This window comes from Alteromonas sp. G4i35 (assembly GCF_054960375.1).
The window spans coordinates 35,301-59,267 of the sequence record NZ_JBHNZD010000004.1 but is presented as its reverse complement, the minus strand read 5'-3'; the positions used below and the strand labels follow the sequence as shown (position 1 = coordinate 59,267).

The window sequence follows — 23,967 nt, the reverse complement described above, 5'->3', positions numbered from 1 at the left end:
CTATGCGACCTATTGGTAATAATTCATACGGGATGTGGTTAAGCGTAAAAGTCTATGCCGCCCTTGTCCGCGCGCGAAATCGACTGCTCAATAACCCGCATGCCATCCGTGTCGTCTACACCGTCATTTTCTCCACGATCCCCAGCTCCCTGACCTTGGTGACTGTTTCCTGCAAGTTGCTGGCCATTTTCTTGACCAGAAGAATTATCTTTCCTAACTTGGGCGTCGCCTAACTCAATACCTTGTTCTGAGAGCATATCCCTTAGCTTAGGCATAGCATCGGCCAACGCATCTTTAGCTTGCTGTGATTGCACAACAAAGCTCACGCTTGCAGCGTCACCCGCCACATTTACTCTCACCTGCATACTGCCAAGCTCGGGAGGATCTAAGCGAATTTCAGCCATGGTATTTCGCGCATTAACCATCCAGCGAATTTTCTCACTAAGCTGCTGCTGGCCGTCGCTCTTATGAATATTGACCGCTTTATCAAAACCTTCAAACTGCTGCTGAGTTTTTGACGCTTCAGCGCGAAGCTGAGAGTTTTCCTGCATAACCGATTCAGTTGGATTGACCAATCCAGCAATAGCGTGTTGAGCACTTGCTTGAGTTTGCGTCATCAAATTTAAGAATTGACTGGCTTGACCGTCTACACGCGCTGTCATTGAAGCAACCACATCAGCACTTACCGCAGCATCTTTTGCGGCATCGGCTACAATAGTTGATAAATCAATGCCAGGCTCTCTACCTTGCTGGACTTGTTGCTGAAACTCGTTAATGCCAGCGATAATGTTAGCCTTCACCGCTTGTTGCTGTGCACCACCAGGCAGAGCCGCGACTACACGCTCTGCAAACGCTTCTGTTGCCTTTTGCGCGCTTTGTGGCGATAGCTCACTTATCGCTGAAAGCAGGTCGCTTGAAATTTCTGTAGCACCAAAAGAATCAACTACCTTGGTTTGCTCGCCGCTGTTATCAACGTTTGACAGCCCCTCAGACGATACTGATTTAGCGTCGTTTGATGCTGCTGTATTTACCGCCACGCTGCCGACAACAGCTGCCTCTGAAGTTAACTCGGCCAATAACTCTTGAGCCTCGGCGAGATTGTCATCAAGAGATTTGGCCTGAATATTGTTAAGTTCATCTGCTAGTAGACTTAGTACGAGCGATTCATCAGCCGATTTTTTACCGCTTTCAGATAGCCCATTTAACGTTTCTAACATACCGCTTAATGCATTTGCGGCTTCAGTGTCTGACGCTAGACCTTGTTCGGGATTTTCTGTGTGCTCAGTCTGCATGAGCTTGGCAATTAATGCTGAAAGCTCATTGTCATTTTTTACTTTTTTATCTAAATTAGTATTGATATCGGTTTGCGCATTTGAAGACGCATTGTTTGCTTCACTATCACTTCCACTCTGTTGATTGTTAGCGTTGCCACCAATAAGAAGTGAAGTTAGTGCAGTGAGTGTTTGTTGTGCTTCAGACGACAGGGATTCGATGGCTAATTCACCATCATTGTTACTATTAAGTTGCGACAAAAGATGAGCCATGACCGATGGCATATCGCTCGCATCCACATCCTCCGGAAGCTTCCATAGTTTTCCTCTTTCTTTTATAGATACGACGTTAACTGCCTCGCCTGCAGCTTCAGAGAGACCCTTATCTTCTGTGGTACCTGATTCACCTGAAGATTCATCACTTTTTCCAAAACGATTGGCTACCGTCTCAACGTAGGCAATCCAGTCTGGCTCGCCATCGTCTTTGCTTGGCTTTCCATCTGGCGTGCCAGGTGAGGTAATAACGCCAGCCTCGGCATCTTTCCTGCCGCCTTCTCCAATGACATACTGCGCGTCGGCCACGTTTTTTTGTTCAACGGCGCCTTCAGCGTCATCAATAACGAGATTGGTATTTTCACCGTCAGTTGAAGGCTGCGTTGTCGTTGCTGAACCTTGCGCAACCTCGTGTGCACCAAGCGTTGCATTTTCTTCTTGATTTGCATTATGAGAGTCAGCTTCAGACTCAGCTGGAATATCTGTCACTTCGTCACGAACAGGTAAATCCGTATGTCCCGCATCGCGGTCTTTACCATTTTTGATCGTGTCACTGGAGACTGAAGATTGGGGAGCCGCTCTGTCCGAACGGTTTGCTGTTCGAGATTGAGCAACCTGCTCTTCTTTTTCGTTTAAAACAAAATCTGACTTGGTCGTTTTCGCGTCTTGATAAAGTCGGTTAAATGCTTGGTTATTTTCATTGTTCGCTTGTTGCTGAGTTCCGATACCCGTTCCAACGGCTTTCGCCGTACCAGAAGCAGAGAATGGTAATGCGGCAATGTCTGTTTTATGTGCGGCAACTTGTTGCATATTGTCCTACCGTCCTACATTTAAATCGTCTTTCACCAAGAAGACGTATCGTGATGCGAATGATTCACGTGGCGTTTTATTACAAAAAACTTGATGCCATTTCATCGCAAACCCACCAACGCTTACTTTAATTACAATCACTTAGCATTACTTAGTCAGCATGTATCGCTATGATTTTTCGCTACGGCCCTTAGTCGCCCTCGCTGAATTTCAAACGCTATACTGTGTGATGAAACTCAAAGAAACGATGATTTACCGTAGTAGCGATTGCAAAGTAATTACGTCGCGCTAGTACATTATGAAATGGTTTTTGCAAGGGTTGAGCCAAAGTGGCAGAGGCTCGACTAATTATCAGAAAGGCGAGCGCTTAGCTCTGAAAAATCGTTGGGTAGCGAACTCATCCATCATGGCCTGCTCAGCTCTGGCTTCTTTTTTCTGCTCTGCCAACTTTTTCTTATCTAGCAACAAGGTAACAGCTTTCACTTTTTGTTGTTGCTTTAGCCAAAGTTGCTTTCGCTGATCCGCCGCCATTTGTGCACGAGCAATCACTTGCATCTGTTGTTCGCATGCTTTATCCAGTTTTCCAACGAAGGATAAATGCTGCTGATAATAGGTGGCGGTAACACCTGCTTGACCGGTTTGTTGAATACCTTTTATGTAGTCAATGCGGTACTGCTCAAGACTGGTTAGCTTTTGCTTTTGCTGATTAACGTTCTGTTGGGCCTGTTTGTAGTATCGGGCTTCTCGCTGCTCTTTTTCGCGCTCGAATTCAGCTAAACGTTCTAGTTGTTTAGACATTATGCGATACCTTTTGGAAAGTTGATGACTTCTGGATCATAGCCAAGCTAACTTGCATTGCAGCGCTATACATTAGCCTTGCCCCAGCCCTTTAGCCAGTGCAGCCATGCCTTCTAAGCTCTCGTCATACGGTATGACTTGTTTCATCCCTTGCTGCAATAAAGCGTTGATTGCAGGCTCTGCGCGAATTGCCAGATCAATACGCGGGTCTGATCCTTTCGCATAAGCGCCAATAGAAATGAGGTCTTGGTTTTGTTTGTAGTTTGAATAAACTTGTCGAATACGACGCGCCATCAATTGATGTTCTTCGCTCACGACCATAGGCATTACACGGCTTATTGACGCCTCAATATCAATAGCAGGGTAATGACCGCTATCGGCAAGGGTTCGCGACAACACTACGTGACCATCCAAAATTGCGCGAGCGGCGTCGGCAATGGGGTCTTGCAAATCGTCACCTTCGGTTAGCACCGTATAAAAAGCCGTTATAGAGCCCTGTCGCTCGCTGCCGTTACCTGCACGTTCTACTAGTGCGGGCAGCCGAGCAAACACCGAAGGCGGATAACCTTTTGTGGCTGGTGGCTCACCCACAGCTAATGCAATCTCACGCTGCGCCATGGCATAGCGAGTTAACGAATCAATCAGCAACAGCACCTTCATACCTTTGTCGCGGAAGTACTCAGCAATCGTTACCGCAGTTTCACATCCTTTCAATCGCATAAGCGGCGAAGTATCGGCTGGCGCTGCCACTACAACCGCCCGTTGGCGTTCTTCTTCTGTCAGTATTTCGTGGATAAACTCTTTTACTTCTCGGCCACGCTCACCTACAAGCCCAACCACGACCACATCGGCTTCACAGCCTCGGGTCATCATGCCAAGTAGCACACTTTTACCCACGCCACTTCCTGCAAAAAGCCCCATACGCTGACCAACGCCAACCGTATTTAACGCATTGATGGCACGTACGCCAACATCCATAGGGGTGTTGATTGGACGGCGAATGAGCGGGTTCATAGGAGGACGCGTGGTGGGAGCTCGCGCTTCGGCATTGATTTCACCCAGTCCGTCAAGGGGCTGACCGTTGCCATCGACCACACGACCCAACAGTCCCATACCTACCGGCAAACCGCTTTGCCGGTTTAACGGCATAACGCGACTCCCTGGCACAATACCGCGAACCGCTTCAGTGGGCATCAAATAGGTAATATCATCACCAAAGCCAACTACTTCAGCTTCTATTTCGCCTTCGATGGTTTGCACTAAACATTGACTGCCCACCGGCAGCTGGCAACCTACAGCTTCAAGGGTAAGCCCTATGCCCCGGACTAATTTTCCCGCCGCAACAACGGGTGGCGATGTCACTTGTTTAGTAAGTGATTCAAAATGGGCATGCCAAGGGCTAGTCATTAGATAAACCTTGGTTTAAAAGAAACTTATCGATAACGTCGCGGCATCGACGCTCAATCGACACATCTACGGCATTTTGCGCAGTGGTAATGTCACAGCCACCGCGTTCCATTGCTGGTGCTTCAACCAAATTCCAGCCTTTTTTGGTCATTTCCTCTTCACCAAAATGCGCTTTTACCAATTCAATATCTTCAGGATTCATATGAATTTGATAGTCAGCTTGATTAATTGGTAGCGCCTTAATACCTTCGCTTAACGCCTGCACTATAACCTGTTGGTTAGTACTTACCTCTGTTTTAATAACTGCTTTTGCAAGAGTTACGGCGAGTTTTACCAATTGGTCGCGGGTTTCATCGTTGGCTTGCGAGAGTGGGTCGTGAAATTTTTCAGCAAGCATTTGCCACACCTCGGCTTGTGCCGTCATTTGCTGGCGGCCTTCTTCAAGCCCTTGTTCAAGCCCTTCGGTGTGACCTTGCTCTTTACCTTCCGCTAAACCTGCTTCAAGACCTTGCGCTTTTCCTTCTTCAAAACCTTTTTCTTTGCCTTCCTTATAACCTTCATCGTAAGCAGCCTGACGTATAGCTTCTATTTCTTCAGCGGTAGGCGGCTTAATCTCTTCCTCAACTTCAGGCGGTTCATACTTCCAGTCCGAACGTTTGTTTAACGCGTTGGTCGGCTCGTTTTCTCGGGGTGCAGTGGGGTCATCAACGAAAGGTAGGTCCCATTTTTTAGCTTCATTTACTTCGTTTTCGCTGAAACTTTTTTTGGCAGTCATATATTTACCTAGGCTAAATGAGTGACGGGACTAGCGTTCCTACAGGAACTCTTCGCCACCGCCACCACCAAGCATGATTTCACCAGAGTCAGAAAGTCGACGGGCAACAGAAAGGATCTCTTTCTGCGCAGTTTCCACTTCACTAATACGCACAGGACCAAGCGCTTCCAAGTCATCATTAAGCATTTCAGCAGCACGCTTAGACATATTGCGCATAATTTTGTCTTTAAGCTCTTCGTCAGCACCTTTAATGGCTTTAAGCAGCGCGTCTTGCTGTACTTCGCGCAGTATGGCCTGAATACCCTTGTCGTCTACATCGACTAAATTGTCGAATACAAACATCAGGTCTTGAATTTGCTGGCTCATCTCTTCGTCTTGCTCGCGAATAGCATCCATCAACTGACCTTCTATCGCGGTATCTAGGTAGTTCATAATGTTCGCTGCAGACTTCAAGCCGCCCATTTTGGCTGCTTGTGTACCCGCTTGACCTGCAAACTGTTTCTCCATGATTTCGTTCAGCTCTTGTAGTGCAGCCGGCTGAACTTCCTCTAGATTTGCTATACGCATTAGCAAGTCGAGTCGCACTTTTTCAGGGAACTGCGCCAATATTTCAGCACTTTGTTCAGGCTCTAAATAAGACAATACGATAGTTTGAATCTGCGGGTGCTCATTGCGAATAATGCTGGCTACTTGCTTAGAATCCATCCACTTCAATGAGTCTAGGCCTTTTGCACCGCTTCCCATCAGGATTTGATCAATTAGGTTTGCCGCCTTATCTTCACCTAACGCGGCTGTTAGCGCACGTTTAACAAAGTCTTGGCTTTGGAAGCCAATGGTACTGTAATTCTGAATTTCTTCGATAAAGTGCTTATGAACCGCCGTAATTTTGGTTTGCGTCATATCGTCCACTTTTGCCATTTCAGTACCGAGCTTTTGTACTTGCTTGGGCTCTAAGTGTTTCAATATCTGGGCGGCGTCTTCTTCAGAAAGACTCAGCAGCAAGATGGCCGCTTTTTCTACGCCTTCTAATTTACTGACGTCGTATGACGGCTCGTCAACATTGGCAAGTTCTTCAGCCATAATCTTATCTCACTACTCGTCTTGCATTAACCAGCCCTTCACTACTTGGGCTGATAACTCAGGTTCATTGGCCACAAGGGCACGTACGGCTTTAAGTACATCTTCATCTTTGTGCAGGTCAGGCAGCATGAGTGAACCATCTGGCGCAAAACCTACCTGTCCTTCATCAAAGTCAGACGTTAACATGCTAATGGTGTCATCGCCTAAATCTAAGCCCTCGTCTGCATCAAATTCATCGGCGTCGTTCGACTCATCAGGATTAATAAGACGACGTAGCATAGGACGAATCACGAAGATGATAAGCACTATTATAACCAAGCCACCAACAACTAGCTTAAGAATTGGTAGAAATCCGGGCTGCTCCCAAATAGGCGCGTCTTCAATTTCCCCTGCGTCCATCCGAGTAAAGGGCACGCTTACAACTTCTAACGAATCACCACGGGTAACATCAAAGCCAATGCCGCCCTGTAAAAGCCTACGTATGTTGAGAATCTCTTCTTGTTTACGCGGTGTTGGCGTCATCGCACCGTCTTCACCCGCAACTTGGGTATAGTCCACCGCCACAGATACACTTAATCTGCGAATAACCCCGGTCTGTTTCTTGGTATGACTGATAGTGGTATCAAGTTCGTAGTTGCGTGTTGATTCTTTCGCTGTGCGCCCCGGCATAGTTTGTTGACTGCCGCCCACTGCATTTTCTGGAATGTTAGAATCTAATGGAGGTTGATTAGACAGTGCACCAGGAATACCGCCAACACCGCCACCTACGCTGTTTTCTTCCATTATCATTTCACTGCGAACCGCAGGTAAATCTGGGTTGTAGCTACGCTGTGTTTGTTCCATAGCTGTAAAGTCCATGGTAACGTCAGCTTGTGCTGTGTAGTTACCTATGCCCAATACTGGAATCAGTATCGCGTCAATTTTTTCTAAGTACTCTTGCTCACGCTGGCGCTCAATCTCGTATTCTTTTCTGGCACGAGCACTCATGGAATCTTGAGAGCCTGAGTTAAGCAGACGACCATTGCTGTCTGTTACGGTTACCTTAGACGGCTCCATGTTTTGCACTGCAGACGCCACGATATCGACAACAGCATCAACCTCTTCACCTGCAATAACGGCACCGCGCTTAGCCGTTAGCACAACGGTTGCCGACGCTTTCTTCTCTCTTCGCGCAAATACGTTCTCTTTAGGCATAGCTAACAAGACACGGGCTTTTTGAATGCTTGCGATATCTTCGATGGTAGCCGCGATTTGTTGCTCGCGGGCGTGTTTTAGACGTTCCATCTCAACACGCTGGCTCACACCAAACCCCATATCCTGCATAATGATATCGGTACCGGCATCAGAGGCCTTAGTTAACCCTTGGCGGGTCATGCCTAAACGAATATTTTGGAATTCGTCACTTCTTACGTAAACAATATTGCCTTCAAGCTTATAGTCGATTTGGTTCGCATCCATATAATCGAGGGTTTCAATAAGCTCTTGGGTTTCCATTTTCGCAAGTGGACGGTAATCAGGTTCTTGCGACCAGATAAGAATAAAAATAGCGATGGCGACGCAGATTACCAAAACAACCACAAGGGCCATTTGGCGCATCATATCTGCGCTACCTAAAGTGTCCATAAAACCAGATTTGTTTTCTGGCTCATTGTCCACTGCTTGATTTTGATCAGGAACCGTAAGGTTTGTACCTGTAGCTTCAGCCATAACCTACTCCACCTACACCGGCATATTCATTATTGTTTTATAGGCTTCAAGTACTTTGTTACGTACTTGAACAGTGGCTTCAAAAGCAATGCCCGCCTTTTCTTTCGTCAGCATAACTTGAGCTAGGCTTAAGTTAGGGTCGCCCATTTCAAAACGCTGCTGCGCGTCTTTTGATTCGAGCTGCATGCCGTTTACACCATCTACCGCATTCTTTAGCATGGTCGAGAAATCACTTGCCGAGCTATTAACTTCACTAAGCGGCTGCTGTTGAGGCTCATTAACTTGAAGACGAGTTTGCCCAATCATGTTCTGCATTTCTTGATACAAACTATTGGCTTTAACGTCCATAACCACTCCTAGTGCTTTTTCGAGACCGCCTGAACATCGGCGTATAACTTATGTATAGAGGGGATTTAGCAAAGGGCTTGCCAACTTTAAAAAGCTATACATATCAATAAGATAAATCAAAAATAAGAGGGTTAGCCAAATTTATGGCGTTTGACTTAGTGTGAGCAACAAAAAACCGCCGCCTTCTTTACTACAGAGGCGACGGATAAGGACGAGGAAACCGAAAGTGTAGAAAGCGACCTTATGCGGGCACTTCAATACCGTCTTCGCGCATGCGCGCTAATTTGTAACGAAGGGTTCTTGGACTAATGCCGAGCTTTTCTGCCACATCTTTACGCTTGCCGTTACACGACACCAATGTATCGAGGATAATTTGATGTTCTTGGTAGCGCAGCTCAGACCCTAGCCTATTTTCTTCAACATGCTCTTGCAGTGTTTCAACAGGTGCCGTCATGTCTTCGTCAATCATTAAATCGCTGGCGTCGATTTCATTGTGTTCACATAAAATAAGCGCCCGTTGAACCACGTTTTCTAGTTCGCGAACGTTCCCTGGCCAGCTGTATTGTGACAGCTTATTGCGTGCTGCTGCGCTTAACCTGATAGTACCCAGCCCTTGAGAACTAGCGTGACGCTGAACCAAGTGTTCGGCAAGAGGGACAATATCACCCGGACGTTCCGAAAGCGGGCGCCACTCGATAGGGAATACATTTAAGCGATAGTACAAATCTTCTCTGAACTCTCCCGCATCCACTGCTTTTCTCAAATCTCGGTTACTTGTAGCAATAACACGGACGTTGAGCTTAACGGTTTTACGTCCGCCAAGACGCTCTACTTCGCGCTCTTGTAACACGCGTAGCAGTTTAGCTTGAAGCGCCAAATCCATCTCGGTTATTTCATCAAGTAACAGCGTACCGTCTTGGGCTTGTTCAAATTTACCCGGGCAAGCTTGGATTGCGCCGGTGAACGCACCTTTTTCGTAACCAAACAAAGTCGCTTCTAGCATGTTCTCTGGTATGGCTGCACAGTTGATGGCGACAAATGGCGCATCACTTCGCGGCGACTGATCGTGAATATAGCGAGACAGCACTTCTTTACCCGAACCGCTTGGTCCCATTACCATCACAGTGGCGTCGGACTTCGCGACTTTGCGAGAAAGCTCAAGTAACTTCAAGCTTGAAGGGTCAGCAACAATAGGCGTGCGTGACTCTATTTTTTGAGCCGGCGCGTAGCGTCCCACTAAATTAAGCAGTACTTCTGGGGCAAACGGTTTGGATAGATAATCTGTTGCGCCATCGCGCATTGCCTGCACGGCATCATCAATAGTGGCATAGGCTGTCATCAACAGCACCGGCATATTGGGGTACTTGGTTTTGATACTCTTAAGTAGCGTTAAACCGCTCATTTCGCCCATTTGAATATCGCTTACCACTAAATCTACGGAGCGCGTAGACAGCACCATTAACGCTTCTTCAGCGCAGTCAGCAGCAACAACCTCATAGTTACCTAACAGAAGGGTGTCTAGGAGTGCTTCGCGTAATCCTGCGTCATCTTCAACAATTAAAATGGTAGTTTTAGACATTATTCTCTCCTATGACCTACGCAACATGAGTCAATGTTTGTGAAGATTGAGCGTTCACCACACACGGCAAAGACACACTAAAGCACGCCCCACCTTCTGGCATATTTGATACGCTAAGCAAACCGTTGTGGGCGTTTACGACGGATTTAACCACCGCAAGACCAAGGCCCGTGCCATGAGTTTTAGTTGTGAAAAACGGTTCAAAAATTTTGTTTTTGAGTTTATCCGGTACGCCAGGACCTTTATCTATAATGGCCACATGCAAACGTTCATCAGACACTGCAGTTTCTACGTGCACGCACTCCCCTTTCGGAGTAACTTGGCTCGCGTTGTGAACAAGGTTTAATAACGCGCCTTGAAGCGCTGTAAGATTACCGGTAATAGATACGTTTTTATCGAAGCCGCTAAAAGTTAGCGTTTGCTGTGCTTGAGCCGTCATGGTTTGGGCACTGCCTTCAATTGAAGTAAACAACTCTCCCAAGCTAATTTGGCTGACCACTTGTTCTTCCCCTGACTTAGCGAAAAGCAGCATGTCGTTAACCTGACTCTCTAGCTCTTTAAGCCTGTCAGTTAGCTTGTTTGCAAATTGAGTTTGTGCTTCTTGTCCCAAGCCTTTGCGCGTTAAATTAGACGCATAGAGCATGGCCGCAGAAAGAGGCGTACGAATTTGGTGAGCAAGGGATGCCACCATTTTTCCGAGAGAAGACAGGCGCTGCATATGACTCACGCGTGCTTGCAGCTGCCGCGTTTCGGTTAAGTCGGTAATAACAATTAATTGCCCAGGCTCATTTTCTAATGGCGTGATAGAAAGCTTCACTCGGCGACCGTCAACAAGTGAGACTTCGTGGCCGTCGTCAGCACGAGGCTTGAATGAGCGCGTGATAATACTTCGCCACACTTCCTCTTCCAGCGGTTCACCTAACAGTGCTTTCGCTTGTTCATTGGCTTGGCGCACTATCCCTTTACCGTCTATAACGATAACGCCAGCAGGCATTACCTGAAGTAAGTGCTCAAGTCGACTCGCCTGCAACCGTAAAGACGAAATATCGTCACTGCTTGAGGGGTCGTATTCATCACGAGATATCGCATTATCAATACTATCTAACGCATAGCTTGATGCTGAGTACTCAGTTGATTGTGGTGTGCTGTCAAAAGCCATATTGCCCTCGTCAAATTGCAGACGCTGTTAAACTATGACTTAGATAAAGCAGAAGATGTGCCAATTCATCATTGGCTTATTTTTCAGTTAGATAGGATGAAATTATAGAGGAAAGCGCAACGTCAATTACCTGACATTACGCTTCTTCAGTACGTTGAATATCGTACTTCCGCATTTTCTCGACAAGCGTTGTTCTGCGCATACCAAGTTTGTCGGCAGCTCGAGCCACCACCCAATCTTGATTGTCTAACGCCTGTCTAATGAGGTTTACTTCCAACTCAGAAAGGTACTCTTTGAGATTAACCCCTTCCTCAGGTAAAGATGAAGAAACCATTCCGTTCAGACCCTCATGGCTTTGCTCGTTAAGGTCTTCTTCTGGCTCTTGCGCGGCCGCTTCAGCAAAGAGTGCATTGAATGCTTCACGCTCAAGAATTTCTTCGGGATAATCAGGCTCGTAAGCCTGTACATCACCGTATTGATATTTCTCAGGTAAATCGGCGATATCAACGATTTGACCAGGATAAAGAATTGTTAAGCGTTCAACCAGGTTAGACAGCTCACGAACGTTGCCCGCCCATTCGTGCTCCATTAACGAGGCTATCGCTTGCTCGGTAAAGCGCACACCTTCCACCCCATCACCTTGGATACGACTATTTAGCTCTTGGAGTAGTAAAGGGATATCGTCTTTTCTTTGTCTAAGTGCAGGGCTATCAATTGGGAATACGTTGAGTCGGTAATACAAGTCTTCACGGAACTTGTCTTCACTGATCATTGTTTCAAGGTTGCGGTGCGTCGCGGCGATGATACGTACGTTACACTGAAGGGGCTTGTTGCCGCCTACGCGCTCAAAGGTACGCTCTTGTAACACGCGCAATAATTTAACCTGCATCTGAAGCGGCATATCGCCGATTTCATCCAAAAACAACGTACCGCCTTCCGCTAACTCAAAACGGCCTTTACGCGCGCTGATTGCGCCAGTAAATGCCCCTTTTTCGTGACCAAATAGCTCGCTTTCTAGCAGCTCGCCAGGAATGGCACCGCAGTTTACCGGAATAAATGGCCCGTCTTTGCGTTCAGATAAGAAGTGAACATTACGTGCAACGACCTCTTTACCTGTTCCAGACTCTCCTAGAATCAAGACAGTGGCATCAGTTGGAGCAACCTGTTCAACTAATCGACGAACTATTTGTATTTGTTCGCTTTTACCAATAAGGCTTCTAAACAGTCGCGTCTTTGTTCCCGATGTACGAGACAAGCTCGGTTTACGCCTTGAGTATTCTTGGCAACGATGGATAGCTTGGGTCAAAACGGGATAGGTTAATGGCGTTGCAATAACGCTAACGAGATTACAACCTGCTGATGCTTGGCTATTATTTTCAACCAATGCTACAAATGGTATGTGAGGAAACTTCTCAACCAGTCCGCTGACTATGGCTGGCGATATGTGCTCTATAAGAACAGCATCAGCCCCACTATCTTGCAAATACCGTTCGCAATCACTAAAGCCTCGCGATTGACACGATTCTCCCATGAAGGTAACGATAGTTTCCAAGTTTTGAATAAGTTCCTGGTTGTCACTAACCAGCAAAATGTTCTTCATCAATTCCCCGAGAACGCTTTGTTATTATTTACAGTTTAGCGCATTTATAAATTGTAACGACAAAAGATCGGAGCGCAACCGCTGTTTTCGGAAATGTATCAATAAAAAAAGCAGGTTACCCTGCTTCTTTCGATTAATTTTAGCAAAATTAACGTATGTTGGTTTAACTCAACAACGATAAAACCTGACTTTGCTGCTGATTCGCTTGCGCTTGAACGGTTAGCGCCGCTTGACCAAGCACATCGTTTGAAGCCTGCTGTGACACAGCTTGAGCAAAATCAAGATCTTGAATGCGGCTACGCGCTTCAGCGGTGTTCACGTTAGCTTGAGTAAGAGAACGCGCCGCACTCTCGAAACGGTTTTGGGTAGCACCTAAATCGCCTCGCGCGTTACCAAGCGTTTCAATTGCAGCATCAGTTGCACCTAGCGCATCTTCAATGCTGGTTCCCGATGTAATATCGATAGCCAGCACATCGTTTAATTGAGCAGCAACATCCTGTGTATTGACGCTTATTGATTGCCCCGCACTTGAACCTGATTGGAATTCAAGTGAGCCATTTTCAGATAATAACGGCTTGCCAGCAAAATTCGTCTGCTCAATGGTTTGGGAGATATTCTCTTGTAATTGCGTAATTTCAGATTGAATAGCACGGCGATCGCCACTGCTCAAAACACCATTACCAGACTGTAAGGTAAGTTCGCGAATGCGGTTTACATCGTCATTGATGCTGCCTAAACCACCCTCTGCAACCTGCGCCAGTGAAATACCATCATAAACGTTATTGATAGCCTGACGGTTACCTTCTACTTCAGAGGTTAACCGGTCGATGATTTGCTGAGCTGCTGCGCCGTCAGTTGCATCGTTAACTTTCTTACCACTGGCAAGCTTCTCAAACAGGTTATTTTGCTTTTCTTGGATTTGACCAATAAGCGAGTTACCTGAATCGGAACCTATTTTAATCATGAGGCTACCCTATTAAACTTTCACTTAATATAGTGTAGTAAATAGACAGAAGAATAACGAGTGACTGTTTTTTTAAAGAGTATGAAAATGAATACCCAACGGCTCAACGGTATCGTTACTGTTGAGTATTTCACTTTTTATTTAAGGAAGACTCGTTAAAAACTAATGGTTTATGGCATTGTTGCCGACACATGATATATTTAAACGATAATCATAAAAATCGTGGGCGATCTATGTTTGACGGTAAGTCTATATTGATAACAGGTGGTACAGGTTCGTTCGGTCATAAATACACCGAAAATTTGTTATCACGCTATAACCCCAAGCGCTTAATTATCTATTCGCGTGACGAGCTAAAACAGTTCGAAATGCAGCAGAAATTTAATGCTCCCTGCATGCGCTACTTTATCGGTGATGTGCGAGATAAAGACCGCCTTACGCGCGCAATGCAAGGGGTAGACTACGTTATCCATGCTGCCGCCATGAAACAAGTTCCGGCTGCTGAATATAATCCCACGGAGTGCATCCGCACTAATATCGATGGCGCTGAAAACGTTATAAACGCAGCTATTGATAATTCGGTAAGCAAAGTTATCGCGCTGTCGACCGACAAAGCAGCTAACCCCGTTAATTTGTACGGTGCGACTAAGCTCGCTTCCGATAAGCTGTTTGTTGCAGCAAATAATATGGTTGGCGCGGGCAGACCTCGATTTTCTGTAGTGAGATACGGGAATGTAGTGGGCTCTAGAGGCTCGGTTGTTCCGTTTTTCAATAAGCTCATTGAAGAAGGCACTGACCATATTCCGGTTACGCATAAAGATATGACGCGATTTTGGATAACACTTCAGCAGGGCGTCGACTTTGTTTTGAAGAATTTCGAGCGCATGATGGGTGGCGAAATATTTGTGCCCAAAATACCGTCAATTAGAATTACCGATTTAGCCGAAGCCATGGCACCAGGTGTACCCATTAAGATAGTGGGTATTCGACCTGGCGAGAAACTTCACGAAATGATGTGCCCTGGCGACATGGCCTTTCACACTTTCGAATATGACGATCACTTTGTCATTGCGCCAGCTATCAAATTTTTTAATAGAAGCAACGACTTCAAAACTAACGCTCTCGGTGAAAAGGGAAATTCAGTAGTTGATGGTTTTGAATACGTGTCAGACACAAACTCTCATTTTCTTACGGTAGATGAAATATTGACGTTTGATCAGGAAGGTAAGTGATGATTCCTTATGGCAAACAGCATATAGATGATGAAGATATCAAAGCGGTTGTTGAAACACTAACATCTGATTGGCTTACCCAAGGTCCCAAAGTTCCTCTGTTCGAAGAAGCGATGTCTGAATACTGCGGAGCGAGATATGCTGTTGCTGTTAATAGCGCTACTTCAGCGTTACATTTGGCTTGCTTAGCACTATCGGTGGGAGAAGGTGATCGAGTTTGGACATCCCCTAACTCATTTGTAGCCTCGTCAAACTGCGCTCTTTACTGCAATGCTATCGTCGACTTTGTAGACATTGATCTTGAAACCGGCAACATGTGTATAAATGCGTTAAAAAACAAGCTGAGAAAGGCAAAAGAAACAAACACATTACCAAAAGTCTTAATTCCTGTGCATTTTGCAGGGCAATCGTGTGATATGGAGAGTATAGCCACTCTTGCGTCGCACTATGGGTTTCGAGTCATTGAAGATGCATCTCATGCCGTGGGAGCAAAGTACAAGAATAGCTTAGTAGGTAGTTGTAAATATGCCGACATTTGCGTTTTTAGTTTTCACCCAGTAAAGATCATAACCACCATGGAAGGTGGAATGGCAATGACAAATGATCCAGCACTAGTAGAATCAATGCGGATGGGCAGAAGCCATGGTGTCACTAATGCTAAAGAGTCAATGACGAAACCTTCTCATGGTCCTTGGTATTACCAACAAGTTAGTCTTGGCTATAATTACCGAATGAACGATATTGAGGGAGCGCTAGGGGTTAGCCAAGTCAAAAAGCTCTCAGTATTTATAGAGAAACGGAATTCAATCGCAAAAAGGTACGATGAACTATTCAAGTCTTGCCCGCGAATTCTCCCTCTAATTGTTAGTAGCCAAAGCTACTCTAGCTATCATCTGTATGTCGTTCGTATATTGGATATTAGTCAGGAACAAAAAAAGACAATTATTGAGCGTCTTAGAAACGCAGGAATCTTCGCACATTTGCACTACATTCCCATTCATACTCAGCCATATTATGAGGCATTAGGATTTAACGCTGGAGACTTTCCTAACGTAGAGCAATATTACCAACAGGCAATCACCTTACCTATGTTTCCAGATTTAACATCTTCACAAGTTGACTTTATTGTCGATAAACTAATCACATTGCTTGACGAACTCGACGAATAATTTTGGCATTATAACTTTGATTCCCAATTGTGTTAGTGTCTGAGATGTTTTTTGAAAGTGAATATCCAAAAAAATGAATATCGCTATAATTCCCGCTAGAGGCGGAAGCAAACGCATTCCAAGGAAAAATATTACTCGCTTTTGCGGAAAACCAATTATTGCTTACTCAATTGAAGCTGCAATAAACAGCAAGTTAATAGATAGAGTCATCGTCTCTACGGATGACTATGAGATCGCAAACGTTGCAAAAGAATATGGAGCCGAAATTCCTTTTATGCGAGATAAATCTCTCGCTGATGATATGACAGGTACCACTCCAGTTATCCGCTCTGCGCTAAGTGACTACATAGCCCTTAAAAATAATGTTGAATACTGTTTATGTCTATATGCTACCGCGCCTTTCGTCACTGCGCAGCTATTAGATCAATCGTTAGAGTTGCTGCAACAAACAAAAGCGGATTACGTGTTTACCGCCCATCGGTTTTCCTTTCCTATACAAAGAGCCTTACTGGAGGATGAAATTGGTAACATCCGGCCCTGTAGCGCTGTAGATATCAACAAGCGTTCTCAGGATCTACCACATGCTTATCATGATGCTGGGCAACTTTATGCTGCGCAAGCATCGACGTGGTTAGATACGTCTAAAGCAATATTTTCTGAACGCTCACGAATGTTAAAGCTTCCTTCCCATCTAGTTCAAGATATTGATACATTCGAAGACTGGAAGCGAGCAGAAGTGATGTTCAGAGTACTTAAAGAAATGGGAGAACGCAAATCTTAAAAATTGCTTTTAGAGTGGACGCAAGCCCAGAAATAGGCACGGGTCATGTTATGCGATGCCTCACATTAGCCAAGTGCATTCAAAATTTGTTGAACGCGTCTGGCACTCTCCATCGCATCACTTTTGTAAACTCTCAAAAATCGACGCTGTTACAAGAACGTTATGGCCCCTGTAACCTCAATCATGAAGTTGTGCAGCATATTGATAGCGATGTTGGGCATGTAGACGCTGATTTATGGATAGTTGATCATTACCAACTAGATGAAACATTCGAACAAAAACTTTCGTTAACTGGCGCAAAAGTGATGGTTATCGATGACTTAGCAAACCGCCGTCACTATTGCGATTTACTGCTGGATGTCAACTTTTCCGATAAAGGTAATCGATATGAAACGTTAGTTCCTCATAAATGCAAAATGCTGCTCGGCCCAGAGTATGCACTATTGCGACAGGAGTTTTATGAACAGCCAACTCATGATTTTATAAAGCGTGATCCAGTTCGAGTGTTAGTTTGTTTTGGCGGTAGTGACCCCACTAACATGACATCCATAACGCTTGATGCTATCGCGTCGATTAAAGATCTTCAATTAGAGGTCGATATCGTTATTGGAAGCGGTCATAAAGCGAAAAGAGATGTGATAGCTAAGGTCAGTCAAATAAACCTGATTACTAAGCACAACTTACGTTTACATATAGATTGTGACCGAATAGCGGAGCTTATGAAAAAAGCGTCGCTAATGGTTGGTGCGGGCGGTTCAATGCATTGGGAACGCTGTATCTCAGAGCTCCCTGCTCTCGTTATATGCGTGGCAGAAAACCAAGTTGCGACAACGCGATGTTTATCAAAAGAAAACGTATGCAAATACCTCGGATTTTGGGATCAGGTGTCTGTAACTGACGTTGCAAGAGCCCTTGTGTTGTTACTACAATCGCCGCGCACATTACGGGCTATGTCTAAATGCGCTGGTAATATAGTTCCTCGACACAGTGGTACTCCTTGCGTGACCAAACACGTTTTATCATTACTAGAGCCTTTACCTTTACAACAAGCATGAGAGAAAGAAAGTGAACACCATAAAGATTGGACCATTCAGCATAGGTAAAGATGAGCCTCCGTTTATTATTGCTGAGTTATCAGGTAACCATAATCAAAATTTAACACTTGCTTTAGAAATGGTAGACGCTGCCGCGGACGCTGGCGTTAGTGCTATAAAACTACAAACCTATACCGCCGACACTATGACTATCGACATTGAGGGTGGTGAGTTTTTTATCGATGACAAACAAAGCCTTTGGAGGGGCCGCTCGCTATATGAGCTGTACGAAAAAGCACATACTCCTTGGGAATGGCATAAAGCGATATTTGAAAGGGCGAAAGAAAGAGGCATTGTTGCATTTAGCACGCCTTTTGATGCAACGTCAGTTGATTTTTTAGAAACGCTAGACGTTCCATGCTATAAAATAGCATCATTTGAAAACACGGATCATGAATTAATTGCTAAGGTCGCTAAGACGGGTAAACCTGTAATATTGTCTACTGGCATGGCAAGCCTTACTGAGATATCCGAGGCTGTAGAGGTACTTGAGCGGAACAATTGTCAGGAATATGTTCTTCTTAAATGCACCAGCCAGTACCCTGCTGACCCGATAAACGCAAACCTAGCAACACTCCCGCACCTACAGCAATTGTTTAACTGTCATGTAGGGATATCAGACCATACCACGGGTATTGGTACTGCAATTACCGCAACAGCTCTCGGTGCAACCGTTATAGAGAAGCACTTTGTAATAGACAGAAATGCAGGCGGTGTAGACGCGGCATTTTCCCTTGAAGCGGATGAATTTGCTCTTTTAGTCAACGAAACAAAACGTGCACGCGTTGCTATTGGCAAAATTTCATATGGATGCACAGAATCAGAAATAAACTCGCGGAAACTTAGGCGGAGCCTATATATTGTAAAAGATATCAAGGAAGGGGAAATACTCACGCGAGCGAACGTTCGAGCTATTCGCCCAGGTCTTGGCCTGCCAATAAAACACCTAAAACATATCCTTGGGAAGCAGGTGTGCCGGTCAGTTAAGAGGGGCAGTCCTCTTTCATGGAGCATTATCCGATAGCGCCTTTTTGGAACGGAAGATACATATGTTGACCCGCTTCGTGACATGCGACGATGCAGAATACCTGTTTAAGTGGCGCAACAATCCGCACACAATTGCCATGTCGATAAACTCGATGCCGATCACCTGGAGTGAGCATATTGAGTGGCTCCAACATGCCCTTAATGATGAGAAAAAGTTGCTTATTTTGTGTTACTTGGAAAATTCCGCCCCTGTTGGATTTGTTCGTTTTGATGTGCATCATCACTATGCAGAAGTATCGATCAACCTTAATCCACGTTGCAGAGGAAAGGGCTTAGCTAAAAGATGCTTAATGGCAGCTTTAGTAAGATTTAAAAACAAATTTCAGAGACCTACGGTAATAAAAGCACGTATAAAAATTAAAAATGAAGCAAGTAAGCGGCTTTTCACTGGCGCTGGATTTTCATATCTGAGGACACGAGATAACATCGCGTTTTTCATGCTGGATCTCACAGCTTGCCCAAAGAGTTAAAAATCTTAAAACTTTTTAGTATGCTATTACGCGCGAGTATTCAAAACTAAGATTCTCTTCACTCAGCAGCAATGGTGTATTACTTTTCTAGAAGAAACCACGTAATGTCGTCTTGTGGCGCCCAGTTGTCACGTTTATACAGAAAACCATAGTCAACAAGTTTCATTCCATAACGCTCAATCAGGTCGCCAGCAAAATCTCGCTTAAATAGCTTGTCTTGTTCGCCCCGATAAGTAATGACGGTAGGGGATGGATTATAATATTCAGCGACAAGAACATAACGACGAGAGTTTTCTACTAAGTTGTCATAAACGCAGTGTAAAAATTCTGGATTTATATGGATAAGCACACCAGCAGTAAATGTTAGGTCAAATTTATCAGTACTTATCTTTTCAAGAATTGAGCCTGTAACAATATCCGCGACCCCCTGTTTTTCTGCTAGCTTCGCTGCTTTTCTATTTATTTCATATCCCTTTAAGGACAACGCGGGTTGTAGCTTTTTGAGTGCAACTAAATTCAAGCCAATATTACAGCCTAACTCAAGCGCAGATGTCACATTGTTTGCCGAACGCAACATTTTCGACCACATTGCAACTTTGGAAAGGAGCAGTGATTCAGAGTCATTTCTATCGCTATAACTATCTCCAAAATTCCCCGCCCAGAATTGTTCTTGTTCTGTTTTATAGGCCACTGTTTTTATTCCCCTTTTCTAAAAACTTCATCAGACTTAGTACAGCTTCATTTTCTTTTATGGTCACGTACAAGAATTTGTGTAATCTCAAGATTTGCGCTTTTCAAAAATGGTACATACCTGAAACGATCTCCAGCTCCTGTAGATTTTTCACTTTCTCCTAGCAGAGCCTGAGAAAACACTAAAAAGTGATAGGCTTCATAAATGTGAAAAGAAAGTGGGGTTCCTAAACTCGGATTTAGTGACAAAGCCTGTTCAGTCCTATTTGAAGGAAGCTTCGGCACAACAACCTCAATATCTCGATGACATGTAATAGCCAATAGCGAGATGTAACAAATATAATGCTCTATTGACTCAAATTCTGTATTTTTCCAGTCACACATCTTTAGATACTCTGGAATGTAAATAATAGTATCGCCGGCATTCTTCACTTGAAGAGCCTGCCCAATATATTTTTCTTCGAATATAAGATGACAAATTTTAGTGTCAGACAATATAGCTGCTCTTTTTTGACCATCAAATTTCGTAATCACTACTTCGGTTTTATTATTTTCACGTATGTCGAGAGCTAGCGAATTGATCGCATGTTCTAAACCGACTTCGTAGTTTTCTGTGCTGACATATATTCCATTATCTAGGTAATAATCATTTGTCACCGCTTTTTGTCGCTCTTCAGGAAAACTCGTAATAAAATCCAGCTCGTAGGGCACAACATTCATACTCTGATATATTGTTACTAAAAACTCTCGCCAATGGCTTAATATCCCACCTACCAGCTCTAAGCACTCTTCGTCATCCATTATATTGAGCGCTTTACTCAGCGCCGTATTTATGTAATTGACAGAACCATTGAGGTAATAAAGAACGACTGGCTTTCCCTCACGATAATAATCAAATAGTATTTTACGCTGTTCTAAAATTAGCTTTTCAACGACCTCTCGAGTGTCGACTTCGACACCAGCACGGACTCTCAACTTATCTATGCCCTCTAATAAGTCTGTACTCTTGATTCTTTCTTCGAATCGTTCTATAAATCGCTCACAATCTAATGTTTGAAACGCCTCGTTTTCAAGCCAGTTTGTAAGTTTTCTTCTCGAATCTGGCGTAGAGGTAATTAAGACATTCTTTGGATCGAGCGGAATAGTACCTTTAATTTTTGCACCATCGTTTAAGTTATATACTTCAGCATCACTAGAAGAAAGAGTTCGCTCAATCACTGCTTTCGACATTTTGAATTCATATTTCGTTTTGACGTATGGCCTGAGGTTACCTTCAACAACAATCGATGTATTATTTTCTTTTTGATAATCGTAAAGCTCATTACCATTTGAGGTATAGTATCCTGAGTGCTTAGAGTGATGATGCTTTAAATCGACAAACCCCATATCTACGCCAAGCAAATAAATCTGCTTAAACCCAACTTCAACGACAAAGTCAATCGCGAAATTGGATACTGTGGGGTAAGAGTTTCTGAGCGTTGAAAAATTAAGTTCACTCATAAGCGACGTAAGCATTAATGTTGCTGCTTCACCATTTTTAAGTGATAAAAAGGCATCTTTGTAAAGACTTGCCGTATCTGGATGAACTCCGTTTCCACTAATAAGTTTAACCCGTTTTAAAAACTCCCTGTCTTTAATTCGTGCGGTCCAATCAAAAGTCGAACGATTCACTTCGATATCAGCGTGATAATCAGGAACTATATTATGTTTATGTAGGGCCTGTAGCGCCGTTCCACAACTTATGACGATTACGTTTTCTCTTTCAGCTTTCAGAAGGGGAAATAAATTATCTAGCGAAGGGCCATTGCCAACAATAAAAACAGGGACATCTTCAAGTTCCCGCGGCGACTTTTTACGTTCAAGCAAAAATTTCACTCTATTTTCTACTGCCCACTTCGAATGAGAAATAATATAACGGGAGTTTTCAAAATTATCACCAAGACCTACAATGAGTTTTAAGTCTTCGCGTAGGTTCGATAACGTAGGTTCAAGAATGTCGTTGTCATAGCTTTTAAAAAGATAAGTATTTGCAAGATGATAAGTACCTACATTATGAAACTGCGTAAGAAAATCTTGGACCAGATTCGAGCCATCATCACCTATATTTAGATATATTCTTCCACCGCTTTTATCTATTTGCTCTAAAATTTTATGCCAATCAATAGCAAACAAGGATCCATAGAAAAAATCTCTGTTTGGCTCATAAAGAAAAAGCTTTTCAACATCATGAGACTTCATAAGAAATTCGAGCTGATAACCAATACCCAGGCCGAACATTAATACTGACTTTATTTTTTGCCCTATCGAAGCGCTCTCACTTTTATAATTGCGAAATTCCTTTTGCACTCTCATTACTGTTTGGTGGTGATAGTATGGTGATAACTTGCCACCTGCATACCCCAAAATCAGTTCATCTTTGCTAGGATTATCTCTAAACAGCTTATATATTTCTTCAGATTCGCCAACGGGGTCATCTCCTAAAAGAAACTCTCCCCATTTTATGTTCTTTAAATTGGCTTTTTGGTCTCGGTTTACAACGACTTGCCAATGCTTGGTTCTATAATTTTTGAACTCAGATGCAATCTCTGGAAAGTATTTCTCAAAGGCCTTCATATTACTTTCGAATAATTGATGAGTATCGGGTAACTTATGCCAGTTCTTAGTATCGACAACGGGAGCCCACTTTGGCAGGTAACTTTCAAAGCCTTTTTTTTCGACCGTCTCTCTTAGATCCATAGAAAGAAGCCAGTTATTCGATACTAATTCATCAAAAATATCATCGAAAGCGCTATTATGATAATGAAAATATACTGCAAAACGATCCAAAGAAAAGGCTTGCTTTAACTCACTTAGATCACTGAAAAGGCTCTTACCATTATTTGGTATCTGGAAATAGAGCGAAATATTTTGTTCTTGAGCATAAACAAAAATCTTTGGCCAGAAACCAGAGTAAAGCGAGCAGCCAAGGAAATCCGGGTTGGGTTCATAAACCACAAGGTGCTTTGGCTTCAATTTTATAATAAGATCGTAAATATGTAAGCCTAAACCAATACCGAAAACAACGAGACCATCGAGCTTTTGCGTATTAACTGCCTCATCTTTCAATCTTGTCTTACCAAGCTGCAGTACATAGGGACTAAGGAGAAAACGCTCTACATGAGCTGAGATAGCGTTGGTTCTATTAGGACCGTAAAACACGTTTCCAGATTCATATTCAACAATATCTAGCTCGCTTTCACGGTTTATATAAACTGAATGGTGACCATTTCCGCTTTGTTTAATAAGAGAATAGATCGAAGGAACAATACGCTGAAAACATCTTAAACTCTGATTGAAGTTTTTATTAATTAATGAGGAAAAAGACTGTTCGCGCTTCTCTTGTGTTTCGTTTTCAGTGAGGAATAGTTGGATTGCTTTACGCATCTTTATCTGTATCTCTTAACCGCAGCTTCATTTCTCTTAAGCTTTATTACCTCACTTTTTGCATCATGGAGCAAGCGTGAAGTAAGGTCTTCAAGGTATCTATTGGCGTTTAGCTCATTTTCTACAAAATTTCGCCTAGCTTCACCTCTGAGTTTTTTTATCTCCCTTATAACAACTTTGTGCCGAAGTTGAGTAGCGTAAGCAAACTCTTCCGAAAATCTATCAATGTCTAGGAGGTACTGCTGAATTCTCCAATTGACAATCCGCAAAAACAGTGGACTATGCTGATG

General features: G+C 43.9%; 19 protein-coding genes. 6 read left to right on the top strand and 13 right to left on the bottom strand.

Annotated features, from left to right (window positions below; genetic code table 11):
* Positions 1-38: 38 nt before the first annotated feature.
* The 11 genes from ACFI6L_RS03180 to ACFI6L_RS03130 form a co-directional block, all read right to left on the bottom strand.
* The gene (locus ACFI6L_RS03180; protein ID WP_156078031.1) at positions 39-2,354 is read right to left on the bottom strand and encodes a flagellar hook-length control protein FliK; all 2,316 of its coding nucleotides are present in this window, start codon (positions 2,352-2,354) and stop codon (positions 39-41) included.
* Between the two features lie 351 nt (positions 2,355-2,705).
* The gene (gene fliJ, locus ACFI6L_RS03175; RefSeq protein WP_014948635.1) at positions 2,706-3,152 is read right to left on the bottom strand and encodes a flagellar export protein FliJ; all 447 of its coding nucleotides are present in this window, start codon (positions 3,150-3,152) and stop codon (positions 2,706-2,708) included.
* A gap of 72 nt (positions 3,153-3,224) precedes the next feature.
* Positions 3,225-4,559: a flagellar protein export ATPase FliI gene (fliI, locus tag ACFI6L_RS03170; RefSeq protein ID WP_014948634.1), complete on the bottom strand. Its 1,335-nt coding sequence runs from the start codon at positions 4,557-4,559 to the stop codon at positions 3,225-3,227.
* Positions 4,552-5,334: a flagellar assembly protein FliH gene (gene fliH, locus ACFI6L_RS03165; protein ID WP_156078030.1), complete on the bottom strand. Its 783-nt coding sequence runs from the start codon at positions 5,332-5,334 to the stop codon at positions 4,552-4,554. The genes fliI and fliH overlap by 8 nt, the downstream gene beginning before the upstream one ends.
* Positions 5,335-5,373: 39 nt before the next feature.
* On the bottom strand, positions 5,374-6,414 hold the full coding sequence (fliG, locus tag ACFI6L_RS03160) for a flagellar motor switch protein FliG (protein WP_014975903.1): 1,041 nt from the start codon (positions 6,412-6,414) through the stop codon (positions 5,374-5,376).
* A 12-nt stretch (positions 6,415-6,426) separates the two neighbouring features.
* On the bottom strand, positions 6,427-8,121 hold the full coding sequence (fliF, locus tag ACFI6L_RS03155) for a flagellar basal-body MS-ring/collar protein FliF (protein WP_014948631.1): 1,695 nt from the start codon (positions 8,119-8,121) through the stop codon (positions 6,427-6,429).
* A 12-nt stretch (positions 8,122-8,133) separates the two neighbouring features.
* Positions 8,134-8,469 (bottom strand): flagellar hook-basal body complex protein FliE, encoded by a 336-nt coding sequence (gene fliE / locus ACFI6L_RS03150; RefSeq protein WP_014948630.1) that lies wholly within the window; start codon positions 8,467-8,469, stop codon positions 8,134-8,136.
* A gap of 241 nt (positions 8,470-8,710) precedes the next feature.
* Positions 8,711-10,048: a sigma-54-dependent transcriptional regulator gene (locus ACFI6L_RS03145; RefSeq protein ID WP_377946798.1), complete on the bottom strand. Its 1,338-nt coding sequence runs from the start codon at positions 10,046-10,048 to the stop codon at positions 8,711-8,713.
* 16 nt (positions 10,049-10,064) lie between these two features.
* Positions 10,065-11,207, bottom strand: a complete 1,143-nt coding sequence (locus tag ACFI6L_RS03140) for a sensor histidine kinase (RefSeq protein ID WP_039224851.1) — start codon at positions 11,205-11,207, stop codon at positions 10,065-10,067.
* 136 nt (positions 11,208-11,343) lie between these two features.
* Positions 11,344-12,807, bottom strand: a complete 1,464-nt coding sequence (locus ACFI6L_RS03135; protein WP_014978594.1) for a sigma-54 dependent transcriptional regulator — start codon at positions 12,805-12,807, stop codon at positions 11,344-11,346.
* Between the two features lie 163 nt (positions 12,808-12,970).
* Positions 12,971-13,771 (bottom strand): flagellin, encoded by an 801-nt coding sequence (locus ACFI6L_RS03130; RefSeq protein ID WP_014975899.1) that lies wholly within the window; start codon positions 13,769-13,771, stop codon positions 12,971-12,973.
* Positions 13,772-14,004: 233 nt separating this feature from the next.
* On the opposite strand from ACFI6L_RS03130, the gene pseB reads away from it, so the two are divergent.
* From pseB to ACFI6L_RS03100, 6 genes are all read left to right on the top strand, one after another.
* Positions 14,005-15,003: a UDP-N-acetylglucosamine 4,6-dehydratase (inverting) gene (gene pseB, locus ACFI6L_RS03125; RefSeq protein ID WP_239258056.1), complete on the top strand. Its 999-nt coding sequence runs from the start codon at positions 14,005-14,007 to the stop codon at positions 15,001-15,003.
* Positions 15,003-16,172: a UDP-4-amino-4,6-dideoxy-N-acetyl-beta-L-altrosamine transaminase gene (gene pseC, locus ACFI6L_RS03120; protein WP_342324751.1), complete on the top strand. Its 1,170-nt coding sequence runs from the start codon at positions 15,003-15,005 to the stop codon at positions 16,170-16,172. Before pseB ends, pseC begins: the two co-directional genes overlap by 1 nt.
* Positions 16,173-16,245: 73 nt before the next feature.
* Positions 16,246-16,953 (top strand): pseudaminic acid cytidylyltransferase, encoded by a 708-nt coding sequence (gene pseF, locus ACFI6L_RS03115; RefSeq protein ID WP_342324596.1) that lies wholly within the window; start codon positions 16,246-16,248, stop codon positions 16,951-16,953.
* Entirely contained in the window at positions 16,947-18,008 is a 1,062-nt protein-coding gene (gene pseG, locus ACFI6L_RS03110) for a UDP-2,4-diacetamido-2,4,6-trideoxy-beta-L-altropyranose hydrolase (protein ID WP_462573444.1), read from the top strand. Before pseF ends, pseG begins: the two co-directional genes overlap by 7 nt.
* A gap of 10 nt (positions 18,009-18,018) precedes the next feature.
* Entirely contained in the window at positions 18,019-19,071 is a 1,053-nt protein-coding gene (gene pseI / locus ACFI6L_RS03105; protein ID WP_239258053.1) for a pseudaminic acid synthase, read from the top strand.
* A gap of 25 nt (positions 19,072-19,096) precedes the next feature.
* Entirely contained in the window at positions 19,097-19,564 is a 468-nt protein-coding gene (locus ACFI6L_RS03100) for a GNAT family N-acetyltransferase (protein ID WP_239258052.1), read from the top strand.
* 79 nt (positions 19,565-19,643) lie between these two features.
* Here the strand turns inward: ACFI6L_RS03100 and ACFI6L_RS03095 are convergent, their stop codons facing one another.
* Both ACFI6L_RS03095 and ACFI6L_RS03090 read right to left on the bottom strand, forming a co-directional pair.
* Positions 19,644-20,255, bottom strand: a complete 612-nt coding sequence (locus ACFI6L_RS03095) for a pseudaminic acid biosynthesis-associated methylase (protein WP_239258051.1) — start codon at positions 20,253-20,255, stop codon at positions 19,644-19,646.
* Positions 20,256-20,302: 47 nt separating this feature from the next.
* Positions 20,303-23,677 carry a motility associated factor glycosyltransferase family protein gene (locus ACFI6L_RS03090; protein WP_342324600.1) on the bottom strand — a complete coding sequence of 1,125 codons (3,375 nt, stop codon included), beginning with the start codon at positions 23,675-23,677 and terminating at the stop codon, positions 20,303-20,305.
* Positions 23,678-23,967 lie beyond the last annotated feature (290 nt).

Excerpts from the sequence above, each read along its gene's own strand:
- ACFI6L_RS03180 (WP_156078031.1), bottom strand. The coding sequence starts at position 2,354 with ATGCAACAAGTTGCCGCACATAAAACAGACATTGCCGCATTACCATTC.
- fliJ (WP_014948635.1), bottom strand. The coding sequence starts at position 3,152 with ATGTCTAAACAACTAGAACGTTTAGCTGAATTCGAGCGCGAAAAAGAG.
- fliI (WP_014948634.1), bottom strand. The coding sequence starts at position 4,559 with ATGACTAGCCCTTGGCATGCCCATTTTGAATCACTTACTAAACAAGTG.
- fliH (WP_156078030.1), bottom strand. The coding sequence starts at position 5,334 with ATGACTGCCAAAAAAAGTTTCAGCGAAAACGAAGTAAATGAAGCTAAA.
- fliG (WP_014975903.1), bottom strand. The coding sequence starts at position 6,414 with ATGGCTGAAGAACTTGCCAATGTTGACGAGCCGTCATACGACGTCAGT.
- fliF (WP_014948631.1), bottom strand. The coding sequence starts at position 8,121 with ATGGCTGAAGCTACAGGTACAAACCTTACGGTTCCTGATCAAAATCAA.
- fliE (WP_014948630.1), bottom strand. The coding sequence starts at position 8,469 with ATGGACGTTAAAGCCAATAGTTTGTATCAAGAAATGCAGAACATGATT.
- ACFI6L_RS03145 (WP_377946798.1), bottom strand. The coding sequence starts at position 10,048 with ATGTCTAAAACTACCATTTTAATTGTTGAAGATGACGCAGGATTACGC.
- ACFI6L_RS03140 (WP_039224851.1), bottom strand. The coding sequence starts at position 11,207 with ATGGCTTTTGACAGCACACCACAATCAACTGAGTACTCAGCATCAAGC.
- ACFI6L_RS03135 (WP_014978594.1), bottom strand. The coding sequence starts at position 12,807 with ATGAAGAACATTTTGCTGGTTAGTGACAACCAGGAACTTATTCAAAAC.
- ACFI6L_RS03130 (WP_014975899.1), bottom strand. The coding sequence starts at position 13,771 with ATGATTAAAATAGGTTCCGATTCAGGTAACTCGCTTATTGGTCAAATC.
- pseB (WP_239258056.1), top strand. The coding sequence starts at position 14,005 with ATGTTTGACGGTAAGTCTATATTGATAACAGGTGGTACAGGTTCGTTC.
- pseC (WP_342324751.1), top strand. The coding sequence starts at position 15,003 with ATGATTCCTTATGGCAAACAGCATATAGATGATGAAGATATCAAAGCG.
- pseF (WP_342324596.1), top strand. The coding sequence starts at position 16,246 with ATGAATATCGCTATAATTCCCGCTAGAGGCGGAAGCAAACGCATTCCA.
- ACFI6L_RS03100 (WP_239258052.1), top strand. The coding sequence starts at position 19,097 with ATGTTGACCCGCTTCGTGACATGCGACGATGCAGAATACCTGTTTAAG.
- ACFI6L_RS03090 (WP_342324600.1), bottom strand. The coding sequence starts at position 23,677 with ATGCGTAAAGCAATCCAACTATTCCTCACTGAAAACGAAACACAAGAG.